The sequence below is a fragment of the Micromonospora auratinigra genome (genome assembly GCF_900089595.1).
In the GTDB taxonomy this organism is placed as follows: Bacteria; Actinomycetota; Actinomycetes; order Mycobacteriales; family Micromonosporaceae; genus Micromonospora; species Micromonospora auratinigra.
Genome location: NZ_LT594323.1, coordinates 5995512 through 6013887 on the forward strand (window position 1 = coordinate 5995512; position 18376 = coordinate 6013887).

The window sequence follows — 18376 nt, forward strand, 5'->3', positions numbered from 1 at the left end:
CGGAACGCCGGCTCTCGGCGTTCCGCCCGGCGCGGAGGTGGTCAGCAGATCCGGCGGATCCGGCGCAGGGCCGGCGACCGACGCCCTGAGTCCGGGCTGCCGTGGGGCCCTTCGGTGAGCCGGATGGCGGAAGAGGTCGCCCGCGGCCAGCGGGCCGGGGCGTCGACGCGTACTGCTGGATGTGCCTGTAGACGAGTGGGACACCGCGGGCGTCACCTGGGGGGGATCGACGCTCGCGGTGTCCCACGATCGGTGGGCCGCCGGCTCAGCCGAAGGCGGCGTCCAGGATGTCCAGGCCACGGGCCAGTTCGTCGTCGGAGATGACCAGCGGCGGAAGGAACCGCAGCACGTTGCCGTAGGTGCCGCAGGTCAGGGTGAGCAGGCCGGCGGCGTGACAGGCCGCCGAGATCGCCGCCGTGGCGGCCGGGTCCGGGGTCAGCGTGCCGGGCCGCACGATCTCCACGGCCAGCATCGCGCCCCGGCCGCGTACCTCGGCGACGCGCGGGTCGCGGGCCGCGACGGCGCGCAGCCGGTCACCGAGCACCGCGCCGATGCGCCGGGCGGCGGCGGCCAGGTCCAGCTCGTGCATCGTCTCGATCGCCGCTAGGGCCGCCGCGCAGGCGATCGGGTTGCCGCCGTACGTGCCGCCGAGGCCGCCGACGTGCACCGCGTCCATCAGCTCCGCCCGCCCGGTGACGGCGGCCAGCGGCAGCCCGCCGGCGATCCCCTTGGCCAGGGTGACCAGGTCCGGCTCGACGCCCTCGTGCTGGCAGGCGAACCAGTCCCCGGTGCGGCAGAAGCCGGTCTGGATCTCGTCGGCGATGAACACCACCCCGGCCGCCGTCGCCCACTCGCGCAGCGCCGGCAGGAAACCCTCGGCGGGTACGACGAAACCGCCCTCGCCCTGGATCGGCTCGATCAGCAACGCGGCCACGTTCTCCGCGCCGACCTGCTTCTCCACCGTCTCGATCGCCCGTGCCGCCGCGGTCGCGCCGTCGAGCCCGCCGTCGCGCAGCGGGTACGACATCGGCACCCGGTAGACCTCCCCGGCGAACGGCCCGAACCGGTGCTTGTACGGCATGTTCTTCGCGGTCAGCGCCATGGTCAGGTTGGTCCGGCCGTGGTACGCGTGGTCGAAGACCACCACCGCCGGCCGGCCGGTGGCGTGCCGGGCGATCTTGACGGCGTTCTCCACCGCCTCGGCGCCCGAGTTGAACAGCGCCGAACGCTTCTCGAAGCCGCCCGGGGTCAGGGCGTTGAGCTGCTCGCAGACCGCCACGTACGACTCGTACGGGGCGACCATGAAGCAGGTGTGGGTGAAGCGCTCGACCTGCGCGCGTACCGCCTCGACCACCTTCGGGGCGGAGTTGCCCACGTTGGCGACCGCGATGCCGGCGGCGAAGTCGATCCAGTCCCGCCCGTCCACGTCGGTGATGGTGCCGCCGCCCGCGTGGTCCACGTACGCGGCGATGGTGCTCCCGACGCCCCGGGCGACGGCCGCCCCCCGGCGCTTGTGCAGCTCTTCCGACGACGTCATGGGTCAGCCCTCGATGTTGTGCATGACGTGCTTGATCCGGGTGTAGTCCTCCAGGCTGTAGACCGACAGGTCCTTGCCGTGCCCGGAGTGCTTGAAGCCGCCGTGCGGCATCTCGGAGACGAACGGGATGTGGGTGTTCACCCAGACGCAGCCGAAGTCCAGCCGGCGGGTCATCCGCATCGCCCGACCGTGGTCGCGGGTCCAGACCGAGGCGGACAGGCCGTAGTCGACGCCGTTGGCCCAGCGCACCGCCTCGTCCTCGTCGGAGAAACGCTGCACGGTGATCACCGGGCCGAAGACCTCGTCCTGGATGATCTCGTCCTGCTGGCGGACGCCGGAGACCACCGTCGGAGCGTAGAAGTAGCCCCGCTCGCCGAGCTGCGAACCGCCCGTCTCGACGGTCGCGTGGTCCGGCAGCCGGTCCACGAACCCGCGTACCCGGGCCAGCTGGTTGGCGTTGTTCAACGGGCCGTAGAGCACGTCCTCGTCGTCCGGCGCGCCGGTCTTCGTGTTGCGGGCCTGCTCGGCGAGGGCGGCCACGAAGTCGTCGCACACGCCCGGGCCGGCCAGCACCCGGGTGGCGGCGGTGCAGTCCTGACCGGCGTTGAAGTAGCCGCCCACCGCGATCGCCTCGGCCGCCGCCGCCACGTCCGCGTCGTCGAAGAGCACCACCGGTGCCTTGCCGCCCAGCTCCAGGTGGGTGCGCTTGAGGTCCGGGGCGGCCGCCGCGGCCACCTCCATGCCGGCCCGCGTCGAGCCGGTGATCGAGACGAACTGCGGGGTCGGGTGGGAGACCAGCGCCCGGCCGGTGTCCCGGTCACCGCAGACCACGTTGAACACGCCCGGCGGCAGGAACTCCGACGCGATCTCGGCCAGCAGCAGCGTCGACACCGGGGTGGTGTCCGACGGCTTCAGCACCACGGTGTTGCCGGCCGCCAGCGCCGGGGCGATCTTCCAGACCGCCATCATCAGCGGGTAGTTCCAGGGCGTGACCTGGGCGCAGACGCCGATCGGCTCGCGCCGCACGTACGAGGTGTGCCCGGCCAGGTACTCGCCGGCCGAGCGCCCCTCCAGCAGCCGGGCCGCCCCGGCGAAGAAGCGGAACTGGTCCACCGACGGCGGCAGTTCCTCGTCGGCGGTGAGCTGGCGCGGCTTGCCGGTGTTGCGTACCTCGGCGTCGACCAGGTCGGCCGCCCGGGCCTCCACCGCGTCCGCGAGCTTGAGCAGCGCCTTCTGCCGCTCGCCCGGGGTGGCGTCCCGCCAGCCCTCGAACGCGGCCGAGGCCGCCTTCATCGCCGCGTCCACGTCCGCCGCGCCGGAGACCGGCGCCTGCGCGAAGACCTCGCCGGTGCAGGGGTCGATCAGATCGGCGTAGCCCCCGTCGACCGGGTCGACGTACGCGCCGTTGACGAAGTTGCGCAGCTGCTGCTGATCGCTCATCAGGAGTCTCCGAGGGATGGCCGGGGGAGGGGTGTGCGGAGGTTATCGCAATCTGACTGCCATCTTGGCTACTGAATCCGAGGCAGACAAGGGTTTGGGCAACTGTTTCCGCGCGAGCCACCGTGGTCTACGCTGCCGGGCGTGGAGCCGAGAGCCTTCTATGTCGCCGGCCGCCCCGTGCACGGCGAGGGCGAACTGACCGTCACCCACCCGTACGACGGCCGGGCGGTGGGGCGTACCACCCTCGCCACGCCCGACCAGGTCGAGGCCGCCGTCGCGGCCGCGGCCCGCGTGGCGGCGGAGGCCGCGGCCCTGCCCGCGCACGTCCGCGCCGCCGCCCTCGACCACGTCTCCCGCCGGCTCGCCGAGCGGGCCGACGAGGTCGCCGAGCTGATCACCGCCGAGAACGGCAAGCCGGTCAAATGGGCCAGGGCCGAGGTGGGACGGGCCGTCTCCACCTTCCGCTGGGCCGCCGAGGAGGCCCGCCGCTTCTCCGGCGAACTGCAACGCCTCGACACCGACCCGGCCGCCACCGGGCGGATCGCCCTGGTCCGGCGGGTGCCGCGTGGCCCGGTGCTCGGCATCGCGCCGTTCAACTTCCCGCTCAACCTGGTCGCCCACAAGGTCGCCCCGGCGATCGCCGTCGGCGCGCCCATCGTGGTCAAGCCCGCCCCGGCCACCCCGCTGTCGGCGCTGCTGCTCGGCGACCTGCTCGCCGAGACCGGGCTGCCCGAGGGCATGTTCTCGGTGCTGCCGCTGCCCAACGAGCGCGCCGCCGACCTGGTCGCCGACCCCCGGCTGCCGGTGGTCTCGTTCACCGGCTCCGGGCCGGTCGGCGCGGCCATCCGCCGGGCCGCCCCCGACAAGCACGTCACCCTGGAACTCGGCGGCAACGCGGCGGCCGTGATCTGCGAGGACTGGACGTCGGACGAGGACCTCACCTTCGCCGCGCAGCGGATCGCCACCTTCTCCAACTACCAGGCCGGCCAGTCCTGCATCGCTGTGCAGCGCGTCTACGTGCACGAATGGCTCTACGACGGGTTCCTGCCCCGACTGGTCGCCGCGGTGCAGGAACTGCGCACCGGCGACCCCCGGGCCGAGTCGACCGACGTCGGGCCGCTGGTCTCCGAGGACGCCGCTCTCCGGGTGGAGGCGTGGGTGGACGAGGCGGTCGCCGCCGGGGCCACCATCGAGGTCGGCGGCCGTCGGGACGGCGCCACCTACCCGCCGACCGTGCTCAGCGGGGTGCCGGCCGACGCCAAGGTGTGCCGGGAGGAGGTCTTCGGGCCGGTGCTGGTGGTGACCCCGGTCGCCGACGACCGGGCCGCGTTCGCCGCCGTCAACAACTCCGCGTACGGGTTGCAGGCCGGCGTCTTCACCCACCGGCTCGACGTGGCGTTCGCCGCCGCCCGCGCCCTGGAGGTCGGCGGGGTGATCGTCGGCGACGTGCCCTCGTACCGCGCCGACCAGATGCCGTACGGCGGGGTGAAGGGCTCCGGCGTCGGCCGGGAAGGGCTGCGCAGCGCCATGGACGACTACACCGAGCCGCGCGTCATGGTGCTGACCGGGGTGGCGTTGTAGCCACGGCCCACCGCGCCCGCCCGCCCGGGTAGTGTCCGCTGCCATGGAGCAGTCGACGTGGGCGGAGGTGGCGGCGGCGGTCGCGGCCTCGCCGTACCCGGTCGAGGTGTTGCCGGCCGACCCGGCGCGGGCCGCGGCCTGCCTGACCACCTTGGAGATCACCACCCGGTCCTGGCTCGGTGCGGTGGTGGCCGGCACCGGCGGCCTGCTGGTCGACCACGGCTGGCTGCGGGTGCTCGGCGGTGGCCATCCCCGCCTGCCCGACGTGGCCGCCGAGTCGTCCGCCACGGCGGGCCTCGTCGTCATCGGGTACGACGTCATGGGCGGCGTGTTCGGCTGGATCCAGGGGCAGCCCGGCGCCCGCCCCACCGTGCACTACTTCGGCCCCGACGAGTTGGCCTGGCTCGACCTCGAACAGGGCTACGCCGACTGGCTGTACGCGGTCCTCGCCGGCTCCCTCACCCGGTTCTACGAGACGCTGCGCTGGCCGGGTTGGGAAGCGGAGGTCGCCGCGCTGGGCCCCGACGAGGGCTTCACCGTGTTCCCACCGCCGTTCACCAAGGAGGGGCAGGACCTGGCCCGGGTGAGCCGGCGGCCGGCCCCGCTGGCCCAGGTGGTGTCGTTCTACCAGGACACGGCGCGGCAGTTCGGATCCTGACCGGGCTCACCAGGTGCCGTCGTCGCGTACCCGGGCGGGGGCCCGGCCGAGCAGGAGAGTGGTCAGGGCGGCGTCGATGTCCGGGCCGAGGAACCACTCGCCGGCCTGGTCGAGCGCGAAGATCCGCCCCAACTCGTCCACCGCGATGATGCTCTCCGGGCGTTCGGCCCCCATGGGGAAGAGGCGTACGCCCAGCACCGAACCGAAATCCGCGAGCGTGTCGGCGCTGTGCGCACCGCGCAACGGGTTCGTGGCGAACGGGCTGATCCACACGTCCCGGCCCGGCCCGCGCCGTCGGCTGAGGATCGTGGGAAAGGCGGTGAGGGCCTGCTGAGCTGCCGGAAAGACCTCATGGCGATGATGTGTGCCCACCACTTCGCAGGTCTCGGCGATGGCACCCCGGGCCAGTGCCGCGTTGAAGATGCCGTTCTCCCAGCCGGCGGCCATCAACGCGTGCCCGACCGCGTCCGGAAAGCGGCCGGGCTCGATCACGGTCTGTGGCTCGGGATGCGACTCCCTGGTGTAGGCCAGATGGGACCAGGGGAGGACGCCGAAATGCACCAGGAAATTGAGGCACGAGTCGCAGGGCAGCTCCGTCTGCCCGCCGACTGCGTCGCCGGGCTCCCTGATCCGGAAGAACTCGATCCGCGCCCTGCCGAGGACGGCCCGCGCCTCGTCGAGCGTGAGCGCCGAACGGCCGTCCGCCCGACGGCGGTGGTCCTGCTCGTGCAGGACGTCGGAGACGGCGATCATCTCGGCATGCCGCTCTCCGCCCCGGACCAGGTGACCTGGCGGGAGCCGGTCCAGGTAGGACCGGACGAGCGGGTGGTGGTGCAGCTCGACATCGCCCTTGGCGCCCTGCGCCACCTGTGTCCGCCCGTCGAGGGTCAGGTGGGCGGCAGCGCCGGGCGTGGGGAGCCGGGTGAGCTCGCGGAGCAGTTGACCGGCGGGGTCGACCGTGCGGGGCGGGCGGGGATCGGTGGGTCGGCGTTGCCGGAACAACTGCTCCACGTTGGACAGCGGCAGCCGGGGCCAGCTCGTGACCTCGCCGGTCTCCTTGTCCACGACCATGGTGGGTAGGTCACCCGGCAGGGCGCGGGCGTCGCGGGAGACATCCGACGTGATCAGGTAACCCAGATCGAACTCCTCGACGACCGGTGTGCATGGGAATCCCAACCGCTCGGAGTCCCGTCGGGCCCAGACGGCGGCGAGTTGTTCGGCCTGCTGTCGTTCGATCACAGCCCGAAACTACCGGACCCCACGGATTCCGTGGCGCCCGGTATGGTCTGCCCTACCGACAGTCACGGAGAGGGGCGACGGTGGTCGAGAGTGCGGACCGGGACGTCAACCGCGCGCTGCGCGCACGGTTCGACGAGGTGTACGGCCAGTACCAGCGGATCCGCTCCGGGCTGGACGAGCTCCAGGGTCGGCTGGCCGAGCTGCGGGTGACCGAACGCTCGGACGACGGGCAGGTCACCGTGATCGCCGGCGCGCGGGGGGAACTGATCAATGTGGAGGTCGCGCCCTCGGTCTTCCACGATCGTGATGCCAAGGCGCTGAGCCGTAAGATCACCACGACGGTGCTCCGGGCGTCCGCCGCCGCGATCGCCGCCACCCGGGAACTGGTCGCCGGCTACCTGCCGCCCGGCTCGCCCTCGGTGGAGTTCCTGCACACCAACGACTTCGGCGCCCTCCTCGGCCGGGCGGACACCGTCCTCTCACGTGGCGAGTGACCATGGCCGAGGGGCAGATCTGGCTGGACCCTGACCGGGCCCGCCGGGGCGGCGCCGACCTGCACCGGGCCGGCGAGGCGGTCAGCTCCGCCCGGCGTGAGACCGGCGGCGCGATCGCGGCGGCCAGCGCGGAGCGACCGTGGGGCCGCGACGACATCGGTGCCGCCTTCGAGAAGCAGTACCGCCGCTACGAGGAGACGCTGCTGAGGGCCTGGGAGGTCCTCGGACGCTCCCTCCAGGGACTGGGCAGCGACGTCGTCCGGTCCGTGACCGCCACCGTCGAGACCGACGACGGCAACGCCCGCCAACTCGGCGAGATCCCGCACCAGCGGCACAGTCCGCACCGGCACCGGCGCTGACCTCCGGAGGATCCGCGCGTGACTCTGCTGCCCAGCCCCATCCCGCATCCACTCGACTACTGCCCCTGGGACGTTCCCGGCTGGGTCTACGAGGCGCTCGACTGGGTCATCGGCGTCGAGTGGCCGGAGGGCGACGAGCGCTCCGTCTGGAACCTCGCCGACCAGTGGTACGAGGTGGCCGGCGTGCTCGGCGTACCCCGGGACGACGCGACCACGGCGGCGGGGGAGGTACGCAGCGGCTATGGCGGGGTCGGGTTGGTCGCCGAGACGTTCGACATCGCCTGGCACAAGCTCGCCGACGGCGCGGACGCCCCGCTGCACGCGCTGCTCGCGGTGACCAGCGAGATGGGCAGGCTCGTCGAGTCCTGCGGCTGCGACATCGAGGGCGCGAAGCTGGAGGCCTGGATCGAGCTGGGCATTCTCGTCATCGAGCTGCTCTCGCTGGCCGTGGTGACCGTGGCCACCGCCGGCGTCGCCTCCCCGGCCATCGGGGCCGCCACCACCGCCAGCCGGGTCGCGGTGCAGCAGATCTTCAAACGGCTCGTCGCGCAGTTGGCCCGCAAGGCCATCAAGGAGGGCCTCAGGGAGGCGAGCGAACGGGCGGCGAAGGAAGTCGTCAAGACTGGTGCCCGTGGCCTGGCCCGACGTGCCGTCATCGGCGGGCTGATCGAGGCCGGGCAGGAGGTCGGCACCAACCTGGCGACCCAGGCGTACCAGAACTCCACCGGACGTCGCGACGGCCTGGACCTGGCCGACGTGGGTGCCTCCGGGCTCGGTGGCTTCGCCGGTGGGGCGGCGGCACCGCTCGCCGGCCTCGGCGGACACGCGCACGGGCGCTTCACCCAGATCGGGGAGCACTTCGCCCGCGAGATGGGCGGCGAAACCCTGGCGGAGGCGGCCGCCGGCCTGGCCAACGGGCAGGTGCTGTCGCTGGAGGACGCCGCCCGGGCCGCGGTCTCCGGGGTGAGCGGCTCGGTCACCGGCCAGGCCGATGCCGCGCTGCACCAGCGCCTGGACGGCAAGCTCGCCGGCCTCGCCGGGCAGCCGGTGGATCTCGCCCTGCCGTCCGGCGACGATCCGGTGCCTGGCATCCCGGCCCAGCGGGCCGCCGATCCGCCCGGACCGGTGTCGCAGGCCGCTGACGCCCTCGGGCCGACGACACCCCCGCACCCGGCCACGCCGGTCCCCGACGCGGCGGACGGTCGGCATGTCGTACCGACGGCTGAACCGCGGCACAGCTCATCGGCTGTTGTGCAGGTGGGTGTGGATCCGGATCCGTCACGGCCGCACGTCGAGGCGGCGGCCAGTCCGCTGCTCTCGTCGGTGGCGGTCACCTCCACGGATCCGGCCACCGCACCGCCGCCGGTCGATCCACGGCCCGCTCACGGCTCGGGCTCCGGGGGGCCGGAACCCGGAGCGCCGAACCAGCCGACTCAGCCGGCTCCGAACCAGCCGACTGCGGCCCCCGGGGTGGCGACCGGGCCGGTGCCGCAGGCGGCACCGAACGGACCGCCCCGGGTCGCCCCCGAGCACCTGACCGCCGGCGCCGCGCCGGCCCATTCCGGACCGCTGACCGAACCAACGCCACACCGACCTGCCCTCGCTCCCGCAGTCGACGGCTCACAGGACCGGTCCGTACCGGGCCCGCGACCTCCCCTGTCGGCGCCGCACGCACCGGACCCGCATCACCCTGCCCACGCCGCTTCCTTCACGCCCGCACTGCCGGGAACGGTCGATCCGCGACCGCCGCGCTTCGGCACACCGGAGGAGCGGGCCGCATGGCTCGCCGCCGACCGCGAGGCCCTCGACCGCCGCCGATACCAGGGATATCTCCAGTCGCAGCGGGAGTTGTACGAGGAGAACCGGCGGCGGCGCAGCGCCCGCGAGCTACGGGATGCGGTCGAGCAGCAGTACGAGGCGGTGCGGTGGCTGTTCACCCAGGGCCAGGAGTGGAGAGCCGCCGGCCGGCCCGACCTCGCCGAGCAGTACTGGCGAGAGGGACAGCGCCGGGAACGGCTCGCCTACCGGTGGACCGATCAGGCCGACGCGGTCCTCGACGGAACCCTGGTGCCCGATGAGGTCGTCATCGACGACCCCACCGACTTCTACCGGATCAACGCGGACGTCGCCGATCTCGCGTACGGGGCGGTGGACGTCTCTGACGTCTCGGCCCTGACCGGCGACGGGCACCCGCCCCCCATCGACCGGTCGCGACCATATGGTGAACGAGGTGGGCTCCGGCCGCCGCTCGCGTTGCACCAGACCGACCTGGAACGGCAGATGCCGCGCAACCCGGACGGCAGCGTGGCGCGGACCGCGGACCCCCGGGTCGGGGACTGGTTCGGGTTGGCCAACGACGGTGGTCCCCTGGCGGATGCCACCCGGAGCATCAACTGCCTCGACTGCACCCTGTCGCTCTATGAGACGTGGATGCACGGCCGGCCCCGGGTCTCCGCGCCGCGTACCTTCGACGGATACCTCCAGGGGGACGTCCGCTGCCCGATCGGCGGGGAGGCGGACGGGCCGATGCGGGTCGAGGAGGTCACCGGAGGCTGCTTCCAGAACCTCGTCACCGGCCCCGATCCGACCACCTACCCGGAGGCTAGGGAGCAGGTCGAACGCGGCTACGGGGACCTGCACCGGCAGTTGCTCGGTGGCGGTCACGGCAGTTACGCCTTTCTGATCACCAGCTTCGAGGGCGGTGGCGCGCACGCCTGGGTGGCGCTGAACCAGAACGGCACCGTGCTCTACCTCGACCCGCAGAACGGCACGATCTCCGAACGCCCGCTGCTCGGTCACCGCGGCGCCCCGCACCGGGCGAACACGATCGGGATCGACGCGCTGGTGCTCGGCCCGGACGGCCGGCCGATGCCGCTGGCCGGTCGACCACCCGGCACGTACAACGTGCTTCCCGAACTCAGCGAGCGGCCCGAACCGCCCCCGCCGCCAGCACCGTACGACAGTGACGAGCCCGCGCCGGACTTCAACCACGTACACCTGCTCGGCCAGGACACGACGATTAACCATCCCGTTGTCCCGCCGCCCGGCAGCGTGCCGAACCCTGATGGCGCGGAGGTCCAGCGTCAGGCGCACCTCGATGCGCATGCCGGGCGGATATCGGCCGGGCTCTTCGTCCGCGACGCGGTCGCTGCGAGCAGGAGTCTCGACGAGGCCTTTGCCGCCGGAGTGACGCCCGTCGAGCTGGCCCAGCATCTCGACGCGCCGACGCTGCGGCGACTGGTGCCCGGACTGGACGAGTCAGGGGCCGGCGATGTGGCGCGGCTGCTCGACGATCCCCGGGTCCGGCAGATGCTCGACCAGACCTGGGAGGCGCCGCCTCGCGGTGAGCCGTTGCTGGCCGAGACGCTGGTGCGCCAGCTCGCGCAGCGTCCCGACCTGGCCCGGATGATCCTGGCGACACCGGAGCTGGCGAACTCGCTGACCGCGCGACCGGTGACCCTGCACCAGTTGGCGGACCGTCAGCAGGCGATCGACGTTCTCGGTAATGTGCTTCAGGAGATAGAGCATCATGGCTGCGGGGCATTGATCCGACCGACGGCTGATCTGCCCGTCGCGGTGCCGCTGACCTCTGAACAGAGACAGGTCAGTGCCGGGCTGGCAGCACGTAGGCAGCGGCCAGTTCAGCTCGGCTTCGACGAAGCGCGCATGGAAGATGAAGGCTATCGGCGTGCCTACGTGGAGAAGCTCTACGCCGATGCGGCGGAGGCACAGCCGGAGTTGAACCAGATCGCAATTCGTTCGGCAGGCGATCGCGGTCGAGCTGCGTGGCGGACCGAGCCCAAGAAGCGCAGCAGGGTGATGGACAAGCTGGTCGAGTACGCGAACGATGCCTCCAGGCTGAAGGATCTGGCCGGGGCAAGGGTGGAGTTCGATAGTCTCGACGACCTGTACCGGGCCTTGAGCGACTTGGCGAACGACTCAAGTGTGCTGGTGCTCGATGTGAAAGACCGGTTCAAATCTCCGCAGGGGAGCGGGTACTGCGACGTCCTGCTGAACCTACGTATGTCGAACGGGCATGTGGCCGAGCTGCGGTTGCAACTCGGGTCGCTGGAGTCTGTTGCGAAGTGGGAGCACGCCTTGTACGAGGTGCGCCGTGACCTGGAAACTCTGTCACAGTCAGATGGGCGTCCGCTGACGCAGATGGAGACGGCAATCCGCGATGGTCTACTTCAGCGAGCGGAGCGCGCCTATCGAAGAGCGATTGAGGAAGGGCTCGGAGAGATGTCCGACGAATGGCAGGCCTCAGAGGAATGAAGCTTCCGAGGTTCTTCGAGTACTACGGTTCACCACTGAAGTTGGTGGAGACACCAGACGGTGGTGTTGCGGGATGGCGCCTGTCAGACGGCACCGGAGGCTGGCTGCCTGCCCATGATCTCATTGATAAAGTGCTATTCAGTCGTGACGACGAGATTTTCGAGATCTCTCGCGACGAGTTCGTTTGGCTCACCGAGCAGGAGCGGGGGCGCAAGCTGAGCGGAGACGGGCCGGTCTTTGCTTTGTACAGCACGCTGGAGGCCATCCAGGAGACGATCAGGGTGGAACACCGGTATCCGACGCCGCGGGAGCAGGCGCTCATCGAGGGCATCCGGCGGAAGACGTTCGTGATGTTCGAGGAGCAGTTGCAGCAGGCCGGGGACCCCGGTGCCGACCCCACCGTCGGCAGCCAGCCGTCCTGACCCCCGCCGACGGAACGAGCCCCGCTCGCGGCACGCTCGACGCCGGATCGAGAGAATCGACCTCGGCTGGCCGTCCCTGACTACGGTGAGCGGATGACGAGTTCACCGAATCGGCGGCAGGCCCCCTTCTGGGTGGCGGGGATCGTGCTGGGACTGGTGATCGGCTGGATCACCATCGGTGGGGCTGCCGGAATCGCGGTGGGCATCGGCCTCGGGGTGGCCTTCGGTTACGCGTTCAACCGCGCCGGCCGGCGATCCAACCGGCGGTGACGCCCGGATCGGAGCCGGCCGGCACAGCGAGAGCCGGATGGGAGCCGGCCGGAACCGGGAGGGCCGGCTCGGAGCCGGCCGGGCGGGTCGAGTACGTGCCGCCGGCCGACGTCGCCGGGGCGGTGCGCGTACAGGAGGAGTTGCGGTCGCGGCTGGACCTGGTCGGGCCGGGACCGGCCGCGCCCGCGACGGTGGCCGGCCTGGACGTCGCCTATGCGGAGAGCGGTGACCGGCTCGCGGCGGCGGTGACGGTGCTCGACGCCGCCGGGCTGACCGTGGTGGACGAGGCGGTGAGCGTGGGCCGGCCGGCTTTCGGGTACGTGCCGGGGCTCTTCGCGTTCCGTGAGCTGCCGGCGCTGCTGGCCGCCCTGGACCGGTTGACGGTGCGGCCGGACCTGCTGGTCTGTGACGGGCACGGGCTGGCGCATCCGCGCCGCTTCGGGCTGGCCTGTCATCTCGGGCTGGTCACCGGGCTGCCGGCGATCGGGGTGGGGAAGACACCGCTGGTGGGTGCGTGGACGGAACCGGGTCCGCGACGCGGCGACTGGAGTCCGTTGCGCGACGGTGGCGAGGAGGTCGGCCGGGTGGTGCGTACCCGGGACGGGGTGAAGCCGGTCTTCGTGAGCGTCGGCCACCGGATGAGCCTGGACAACGCGGTGGACCGGGTGCTGGCGTTGACCCCGAGGTACCGGCTGCCGGAGACCACCCGGACCGCCGACCGGCTCTGCCGGCAGGCCCTGGCCGCCGCGGGCGGGTGACGGGCACGACGTCCCCGCGGCCCGCCGGACGGATCCGGGCAGGAGAAGCGCCCGCAGCCCCGGATCACCTCCGGCGGGACCGGGCGGTGGCCGCCGGAGCGGGGTGGTGCGGCACACATGCGGGGTCCTCAATGCGCAGGAGCCGCCCTGACCGGGTAGTAGCCTGACCGCGGGCCTGGCAGGGGCGAGACGGTGAGGTGGGGATGTCGATGATGCGGCAGGTGACGCGGGCGGCCACGGTGGGCGTGGCGCTCGGCGGTCTGCTGGCCGTCGGTGCCTCCCCGGCCCTGGCCGAGGGCGACCGGGTGGAGGTGCGCTCGGCGAGCAGCTTCACGGCCGGTGGCGCGCCGGGCACTGTCGCGGTGGAGGTGCGCAAGCGCACCGACGGCTGCGTCATCCTGCGTACCGGTCTGGGGCTGCGCCTCGACGGCGTCCGCCCGGATCAGGTCCGGGTGCAGGTCAACAGTGGCGGCCGGTGGTGGCCGGTGGCCGTCTCCGGTGGCGCCGGCTCGGTCGCCACGGCGCGTACCTCGCCGGCGAATCCGACCCTGTGCAAGGGCAAGGGCATGACGGTCCGCTACCGGGTCGCCTTCCTGGCCGGCACGGTCGGTGGCCGGCTGACCGTGGTGGGCGAGGCGACCAACGCCATGGGCCGGCTGATCGGCCGGGCGGGCACGGCGGCCCGGGTGGAGGGCGCGGCACGTACCGCGTCGCCCTCCCCGACGCCGTCGCGGAAGCCGACCCCGACACCGACCCCCAGCACCGCGGCGGCCACCCCGCCGGGTGCCGACGACACCAGCTCGGCCGTGGCCGCCGCGCTCCCGGCCGCGGGGGCGACCGCCGCCGCTGACAGTTCCTCCGGAGGTTCCCCCATCATGTGGTTCGGCATCCTGCTGGTGCTCGTGGGCGCCGCGCTGATCGCGCTACTGGTCCGCCGCAACCGCGCGGAGAAGGTCGACGAGGCGGCCGGCGGTCACCCGCCGGTGCCGCTGCCGCGCAGCGCCGGCACCACCTACCGCGCCGGAACCCCGGCGGGGCCGGTGCCCGCGCCGCCCGCCGCGCCGACCGGCCAGATGTACGGGCAGGTGTACGGGCAGCAGCCCGCCGCCGCCCCGACCTTCGGGGGGCCGCAGCCCGCCGCCCCGGTGCCCGGGCAGCAGCCGGTCTCCGCCCCGCCCGCGCGACCGGCGCCGGCCGGTCAGGTGTACGGGCAGCAGCCGGCCGCCCCGCGTCCCACCGGGAACGTGTACGGCGCGCCGTCGGCACCGGGGGACGAGCCGCCGGCCGCTCCCGGAGCGGACGCCACCAGCGTGCTGCCCCGCCCGCCCCGCTGAGCGGGAGTCCGGCGTTACGGTGACGGTGGGTGACGGCGGCCGGACGGTCGACGCCACGGCTGCCGGGCGCTGCGCCGGGTGCTGAGACGTGGCCCGGTGCGCGTGCCGGTTCGCCGATAAGATCCCCTGCGCCGGGTGGCACCGCCGACCGGTGAGACCGCATACGTGGAAGGAGCCGCGCCGTGGCCCTGGACCCGCAGTTGCTCGAGATCCTCGCCTGTCCGGACACGCACCACGCCCCGCTCGACTACGACCCGCAGGCGCAGACGCTGACCTGCACCGAGTGCGGCCGGATCTTCGAGGTGCGCGACGACGTACCGGTGCTGCTGCTGGACGAGGCGCGCGGCGGTCCCGCGGCCGGGGACGCCCGCGGCGGCTCCGCGACGCAGCCGTGATGGAGATGGACGGTACGGCCGGGGTGAGCGGGCACCGGCACGCCGACGAGTCACTGCTGGACAACCCGGCGCTGCTCACCGAGCGGGACCCGGGCGGCATGCTGCGGTTCACCGCGTCGGCCGGCGCGCAGGTGCGCGAGTCGGCGGCGCTGGCCGCCGAGGCGAACCTGAGCCTGCTGGAGGACGACGGCCGCCCCCGCGCGGTCGTCATCGCCGGTATCGGCACCGCCGGGCGGACCGGTGACGTGCTGGCCACGGTGGCCGGCCCCCGCTGCCCGGTGCCGGTGATCCCGCACCGCAGCGCGGGCGTGCCCGGCTGGGTGGGCGCGGCGGACGTGGTCATCGCGGTGAGCGCCTCCGGCCGCAGCCCCGAGGCGCTGGGTGCCGCCGAGGCCGCGCACCGCCGGGGCGCCCGACTGGTCGCGGTCGGGGCGCCGGACTCCCAGCTCCAGTCGGTGGCCGAGCGGGCCCGCGCGCCGTTCATCCCGGTGCCCCGGCGCGCGCCGGCCCGGGCCAGTCTCTGGGCGCTCACCGTGCCGGTTCTGCTGGCCGCCCGTACGCTCGGGCTGGTGAAGGTCAACGAGGCGGACCTGGCCGAGACGGCGGCCCGGCTGGACGCGGACGCCGACCGGTGCCGCCCCACCGCCGAGTCGTTCGTCAACCCGGCGAAGTCGCTCGCCCTCGGCCTTTCCGGGTCGGTCCCGATCGTCTGGGGCTCCTCGCCGCTGGCCACGGTGGCCGCCCGCCGGTTCGGCGACACGCTGTCGGCCAACGCCCGCTACCCGGTGGTCACCGGTGCGCTGGGTGAGGCCGGGCGGGGCCGGGTCGGCCTGCTCGACGGTGTCTTCGGTGGCCTGGCCGAGGGGGAGCGGGACATCTTCGCCGACCCGGACGACTCCGGTCCGGACGGCACCCGGCTGCGGCTGGTGCTGCTGCGCGACGGCGGGCTCAACGCCGAGGACGACACCGACGAGCCGCTCGCGGTGGAGGAGCGACGGGCGGACGCGGTGCAGACCCTCGCCGAGCGGCGCGGGGTGCGCTGCGACGTGGTGACCGCCGAGGGCGGTTCCGCGCTGGAGCGGCTCGCCTCGCTGATGGCGGTCCCCGATTTCGCCTCGATCTACCTGGCCCTGGCCCATGGGCTGGACCCGATGGCCGTTCCGGCCGTCACCGAGATGAAGGAGCTGGCAAACCAGTGAGCACGTGCGGCATCGGACGGGGAGCATGAGCGCCAACGGTGGTACGAAGGCGATCATCGCCGCGCTGGCGGCGAACATCGGCATCGCCGTCACCAAGTTCATCGCGTTCCTGCTCACCGGCTCCTCGTCGATGCTGGCCGAGTCGATCCACTCGGTCGCCGACTCCGGTAACCAGGGGCTGCTGCTGATCGGTGGCCGCCGCGCCAAGCGCGAGGCCACCCCGCAGCACCCCTTCGGGTACGGCCGGGAGCGCTACATCTACGCGTTCATCGTGGCGATCGTGCTGTTCAGTCTGGGTGGCCTGTTCGCGCTCTACGAGGCGTACCACAAGGCGTCGCATCCGGAGCCGATCACGAGCTGGCAGTGGGTGCCGGTGGCGGTGCTGGTCGCGGCGATCGCGATGGAGAGCTTCTCCTTCCGTACCGCGATCCAGGAGTCGAACCAGATCCGGGGCAACCAGTCCTGGGTGCGGTTCATCCGCCGGGCCAAGGCGCCCGAGCTGCCGGTGGTGCTGCTGGAGGACTTCGGCGCGCTGATCGGTCTGGTCTTCGCGCTGTTCGGCGTGGGCATGACCCTGATCACCGGCGACGGCCTGTGGGACGCCGCGGGCACCGCGATGATCGGTGTGCTGCTGGTGGTCATCGCGATCGTGCTGGCCGTCGAGACCAAGAGCCTGCTGCTCGGCGAGGGCGCCGAGCCGAAGGACCTGCTCGCCATCACGGAGGCCGTCACGGGTGGTCCCGAGGTGGAGCGGATCATCCACATGAAGACGCTCTACCTGGGCCCGGAGGAGCTGATGGTGGCCGCGAAGATCGCGGTGCCGGCCTGCGAGTCCGCCGAGGAACTGGCCCGGGGCATCAACGCCGTCGAGGCGCGGATCCGCGAGGCGGTCCCGATCGCCCGGGTGATCTACCTGGAGCCCGACATCTACAGCGCAGCCGCGGAGCGGGCCGGCACCGGGGCCGCCGCACACACCGCGGTGCCGCAGACCGAGGCCGAGGAGAAGGCCGCGCACCCCGGGAGCTGAGAACGTGGAACTGCTACAGGGTCGGATCCGGGACTACGCCTGGGGCTCCCGTACCGCGATCGCCGAGTTGCAGGGGCGGCCGGTGCCGAGCGACGGGCCGGAGGCCGAGCTCTGGCTGGGCGCCCACCCGGGCGCGCCGGCCACCGTGGACCGCGACGGCGCGCCGGTCAGCCTGACCGACCTGCTGGTCGCCGAGCCGGCGCACTGGCTGGGCGAGCGGCTGGTCGGCCGGTTCGGCACCCGGCTGCCCTTCCTGCTGAAGGTGCTGGCCGCGGACGCCCCGCTGAGCCTCCAGGCACATCCGGACGCCGAGCAGGCCCGGGCCGGGCACGCCGCCGACCCGGGGCGGGTCAACTACGTGGACCCGTACCACAAGCCGGAGCTGCTGGTCGCGCTCAGCGAGTTCGAGGCGTTGTGCGGGTTCCGCGACCCGGCGGAGTCGGCGGCGGCGATCGAGGCGTTCGGCGTACCCGCGCTGGCGCCCGTGGTGGCGGCGCTGCGCACCGGGCCGGCGGGCCTGCGGGAGGCCGTACGCCTGCTGCTGAGCTGGCCGGAGGCGGAGCGGGCCGGGCTGGTCGACGCCGTGCTCACGGCGGAGGCCGCCGGTCCGGACGACGGCTCCGGGTCGCGGCGCGGCGTCGGACGCGCCGAGCCGGAGTCGTCGGACGCCGTGCTGGCGCGGGGTCTGGCGGTGGACTATCCGGCCGATCCGGGGGTGCTGGTGGCGCTGCTGCTGCACCACGTGCGGCTGGCGCCGGGCGAGGCGATCTGGATGCCGGCCGGCAACCTGCACGCCTACCTGCGCGGCACCGGGGTGGAGATCATGGCGGCCAGCGACAACGTGCTGCGCGGCGGGCTGACGCCGAAGCGGGTCGACGTGGACGAGCTGCTGCGGGTGCTGCGCTTCGAGGTGCTCGACGAGCCGGTGGTGGCGCCGGTGCCGGTGGCGCCGGGCGTGGTGACCTGGCCGGTGCCGGTGGAGGACTTCGCCCTGCACCGGGTCCGGGTGCCGGCCGGCGACCCGGCGGTGCGGCTGGCGCTGCCCGGTCCGCGGGTGGTGCTGTGCCGGGCGGGCAAGCTCACCGTGGACGACGGGGTGGGCACCATCACCCTGGCGGCCGGGCAGGCGGCGGTCGGCACCGCGGCGGGGGGCCCGCTGGTCGTCGGCGGGGACGGCGAGGCGTACGTGGCGAGCTGCGGCTTGCGCTGACCCGACCGCAGGAGCAAGTCCGACTTTCCCGAAACGGCTTGACGCCTCCGTTGCCCAGTGTGACTCTATGAGTACGCAGCGTTGTCGCGACGACAGTCCGGTAGCGCGCGGGGAACCAAACCGGGGGGATGCACGGGGCGGCCGAGTCGTGGACGGAAAGTCCGTTCACCACCGACCG

Annotated in this window: 16 protein-coding genes; 13 read left to right on the top strand and 3 right to left on the bottom strand. The window is 73.1% G+C overall.

The window, feature by feature from the left end; translation table 11 throughout:
• Positions 1 to 265: 265 nt before the first annotated feature.
• Positions 266 to 1537 carry a 4-aminobutyrate--2-oxoglutarate transaminase gene (gene gabT / locus GA0070611_RS27375; RefSeq protein ID WP_091670655.1) on the bottom strand — a complete coding sequence of 424 codons (1272 nt, stop codon included), beginning with the start codon at positions 1535 to 1537 and terminating at the stop codon, positions 266 to 268.
• 3 nt (positions 1538 to 1540) lie between these two features.
• A complete protein-coding gene (locus tag GA0070611_RS27380) occupies positions 1541 to 2977 on the bottom strand; it encodes a gamma-aminobutyraldehyde dehydrogenase (protein WP_091670658.1) in 1437 nt (478 codons plus the stop codon).
• A gap of 141 nt (positions 2978 to 3118) precedes the next feature.
• Between GA0070611_RS27380 and GA0070611_RS27385 the strand changes: the two genes are divergently transcribed.
• Together GA0070611_RS27385 and GA0070611_RS27390 are read left to right on the top strand one after the other, a co-directional pair.
• Positions 3119 to 4558, top strand: coding sequence for an aldehyde dehydrogenase family protein (locus GA0070611_RS27385; protein ID WP_091670663.1), 1440 nt, complete (start codon positions 3119 to 3121; stop codon positions 4556 to 4558).
• A 43-nt stretch (positions 4559 to 4601) separates the two neighbouring features.
• The gene (locus tag GA0070611_RS27390; protein WP_091670667.1) at positions 4602 to 5216 is read left to right on the top strand and encodes a DUF2625 family protein; all 615 of its coding nucleotides are present in this window, start codon (positions 4602 to 4604) and stop codon (positions 5214 to 5216) included.
• A 6-nt stretch (positions 5217 to 5222) separates the two neighbouring features.
• Here the strand turns inward: GA0070611_RS27390 and GA0070611_RS27395 are convergent, their stop codons facing one another.
• The gene (locus tag GA0070611_RS27395) at positions 5223 to 6455 is read right to left on the bottom strand and encodes an SUKH-3 domain-containing protein (protein ID WP_091670670.1); all 1233 of its coding nucleotides are present in this window, start codon (positions 6453 to 6455) and stop codon (positions 5223 to 5225) included.
• Between the two features lie 80 nt (positions 6456 to 6535).
• Between GA0070611_RS27395 and GA0070611_RS27400 the strand changes: the two genes are divergently transcribed.
• From GA0070611_RS27400 to manA, 11 genes are all read left to right on the top strand, one after another.
• Complete coding sequence (locus GA0070611_RS27400) at positions 6536 to 6949, top strand: YbaB/EbfC family nucleoid-associated protein (protein ID WP_091670673.1); 414 nt, start codon at positions 6536 to 6538, stop codon at positions 6947 to 6949.
• A 2-nt stretch (positions 6950 to 6951) separates the two neighbouring features.
• Positions 6952 to 7308 carry a hypothetical protein gene (locus tag GA0070611_RS27405; protein ID WP_091670675.1) on the top strand — a complete coding sequence of 119 codons (357 nt, stop codon included), beginning with the start codon at positions 6952 to 6954 and terminating at the stop codon, positions 7306 to 7308.
• Positions 7309 to 7326: 18 nt separating this feature from the next.
• Positions 7327 to 11583, top strand: a complete 4257-nt coding sequence (locus GA0070611_RS27410) for a toxin glutamine deamidase domain-containing protein (RefSeq protein ID WP_091670679.1) — start codon at positions 7327 to 7329, stop codon at positions 11581 to 11583.
• A complete protein-coding gene (locus GA0070611_RS27415) occupies positions 11562 to 12005 on the top strand; it encodes a hypothetical protein (RefSeq protein WP_091670684.1) in 444 nt (147 codons plus the stop codon). Before GA0070611_RS27410 ends, GA0070611_RS27415 begins: the two co-directional genes overlap by 22 nt.
• Before the next feature lie 93 nt (positions 12006 to 12098).
• Positions 12099 to 12275: a hypothetical protein gene (locus GA0070611_RS31415; RefSeq protein WP_167604473.1), complete on the top strand. Its 177-nt coding sequence runs from the start codon at positions 12099 to 12101 to the stop codon at positions 12273 to 12275.
• Positions 12276 to 12370: 95 nt separating this feature from the next.
• Positions 12371 to 13033, top strand: coding sequence for a deoxyribonuclease V (nfi, locus tag GA0070611_RS27420; RefSeq protein WP_091670689.1), 663 nt, complete (start codon positions 12371 to 12373; stop codon positions 13031 to 13033).
• A 203-nt stretch (positions 13034 to 13236) separates the two neighbouring features.
• A complete protein-coding gene (locus tag GA0070611_RS27425; protein ID WP_157740400.1) occupies positions 13237 to 14367 on the top strand; it encodes a hypothetical protein in 1131 nt (376 codons plus the stop codon).
• A 182-nt stretch (positions 14368 to 14549) separates the two neighbouring features.
• Positions 14550 to 14762, top strand: a complete 213-nt coding sequence (locus tag GA0070611_RS27430) for a Trm112 family protein (protein WP_091670692.1) — start codon at positions 14550 to 14552, stop codon at positions 14760 to 14762.
• A gap of 5 nt (positions 14763 to 14767) precedes the next feature.
• Positions 14768 to 15961, top strand: a complete 1194-nt coding sequence (locus tag GA0070611_RS27435) for an SIS domain-containing protein (protein WP_091673515.1) — start codon at positions 14768 to 14770, stop codon at positions 15959 to 15961.
• Between the two features lie 25 nt (positions 15962 to 15986).
• Complete coding sequence (locus GA0070611_RS27440) at positions 15987 to 16988, top strand: cation diffusion facilitator family transporter (RefSeq protein WP_091670695.1); 1002 nt, start codon at positions 15987 to 15989, stop codon at positions 16986 to 16988.
• A 4-nt stretch (positions 16989 to 16992) separates the two neighbouring features.
• Complete coding sequence (manA, locus tag GA0070611_RS27445) at positions 16993 to 18198, top strand: mannose-6-phosphate isomerase, class I (RefSeq protein WP_091670698.1); 1206 nt, start codon at positions 16993 to 16995, stop codon at positions 18196 to 18198.
• The last annotated feature ends 178 nt before the right edge of the window (positions 18199 to 18376 follow it).

Bases quoted from the DNA above. Each gene is read 5' to 3' on its own strand.
- GA0070611_RS27390 (WP_091670667.1), top strand. From the start codon at position 4,602: ATGGAGCAGTCGACGTGGGCGGAGGTGGCGGCGGCGGTCGCGGCCTCG.
- GA0070611_RS27435 (WP_091673515.1), top strand. From the start codon at position 14,768: ATGGACGGTACGGCCGGGGTGAGCGGGCACCGGCACGCCGACGAGTCA.
- GA0070611_RS27425 (WP_157740400.1), top strand. From the start codon at position 13,237: ATGTCGATGATGCGGCAGGTGACGCGGGCGGCCACGGTGGGCGTGGCG.
- GA0070611_RS31415 (WP_167604473.1), top strand. From the start codon at position 12,099: ATGACGAGTTCACCGAATCGGCGGCAGGCCCCCTTCTGGGTGGCGGGG.
- GA0070611_RS27380 (WP_091670658.1), bottom strand. From the start codon at position 2,977: ATGAGCGATCAGCAGCAGCTGCGCAACTTCGTCAACGGCGCGTACGTC.
- GA0070611_RS27405 (WP_091670675.1), top strand. From the start codon at position 6,952: ATGGCCGAGGGGCAGATCTGGCTGGACCCTGACCGGGCCCGCCGGGGC.
- GA0070611_RS27415 (WP_091670684.1), top strand. From the start codon at position 11,562: ATGGCAGGCCTCAGAGGAATGAAGCTTCCGAGGTTCTTCGAGTACTAC.
- GA0070611_RS27440 (WP_091670695.1), top strand. From the start codon at position 15,987: ATGAGCGCCAACGGTGGTACGAAGGCGATCATCGCCGCGCTGGCGGCG.
- gabT (WP_091670655.1), bottom strand. From the start codon at position 1,537: ATGACGTCGTCGGAAGAGCTGCACAAGCGCCGGGGGGCGGCCGTCGCC.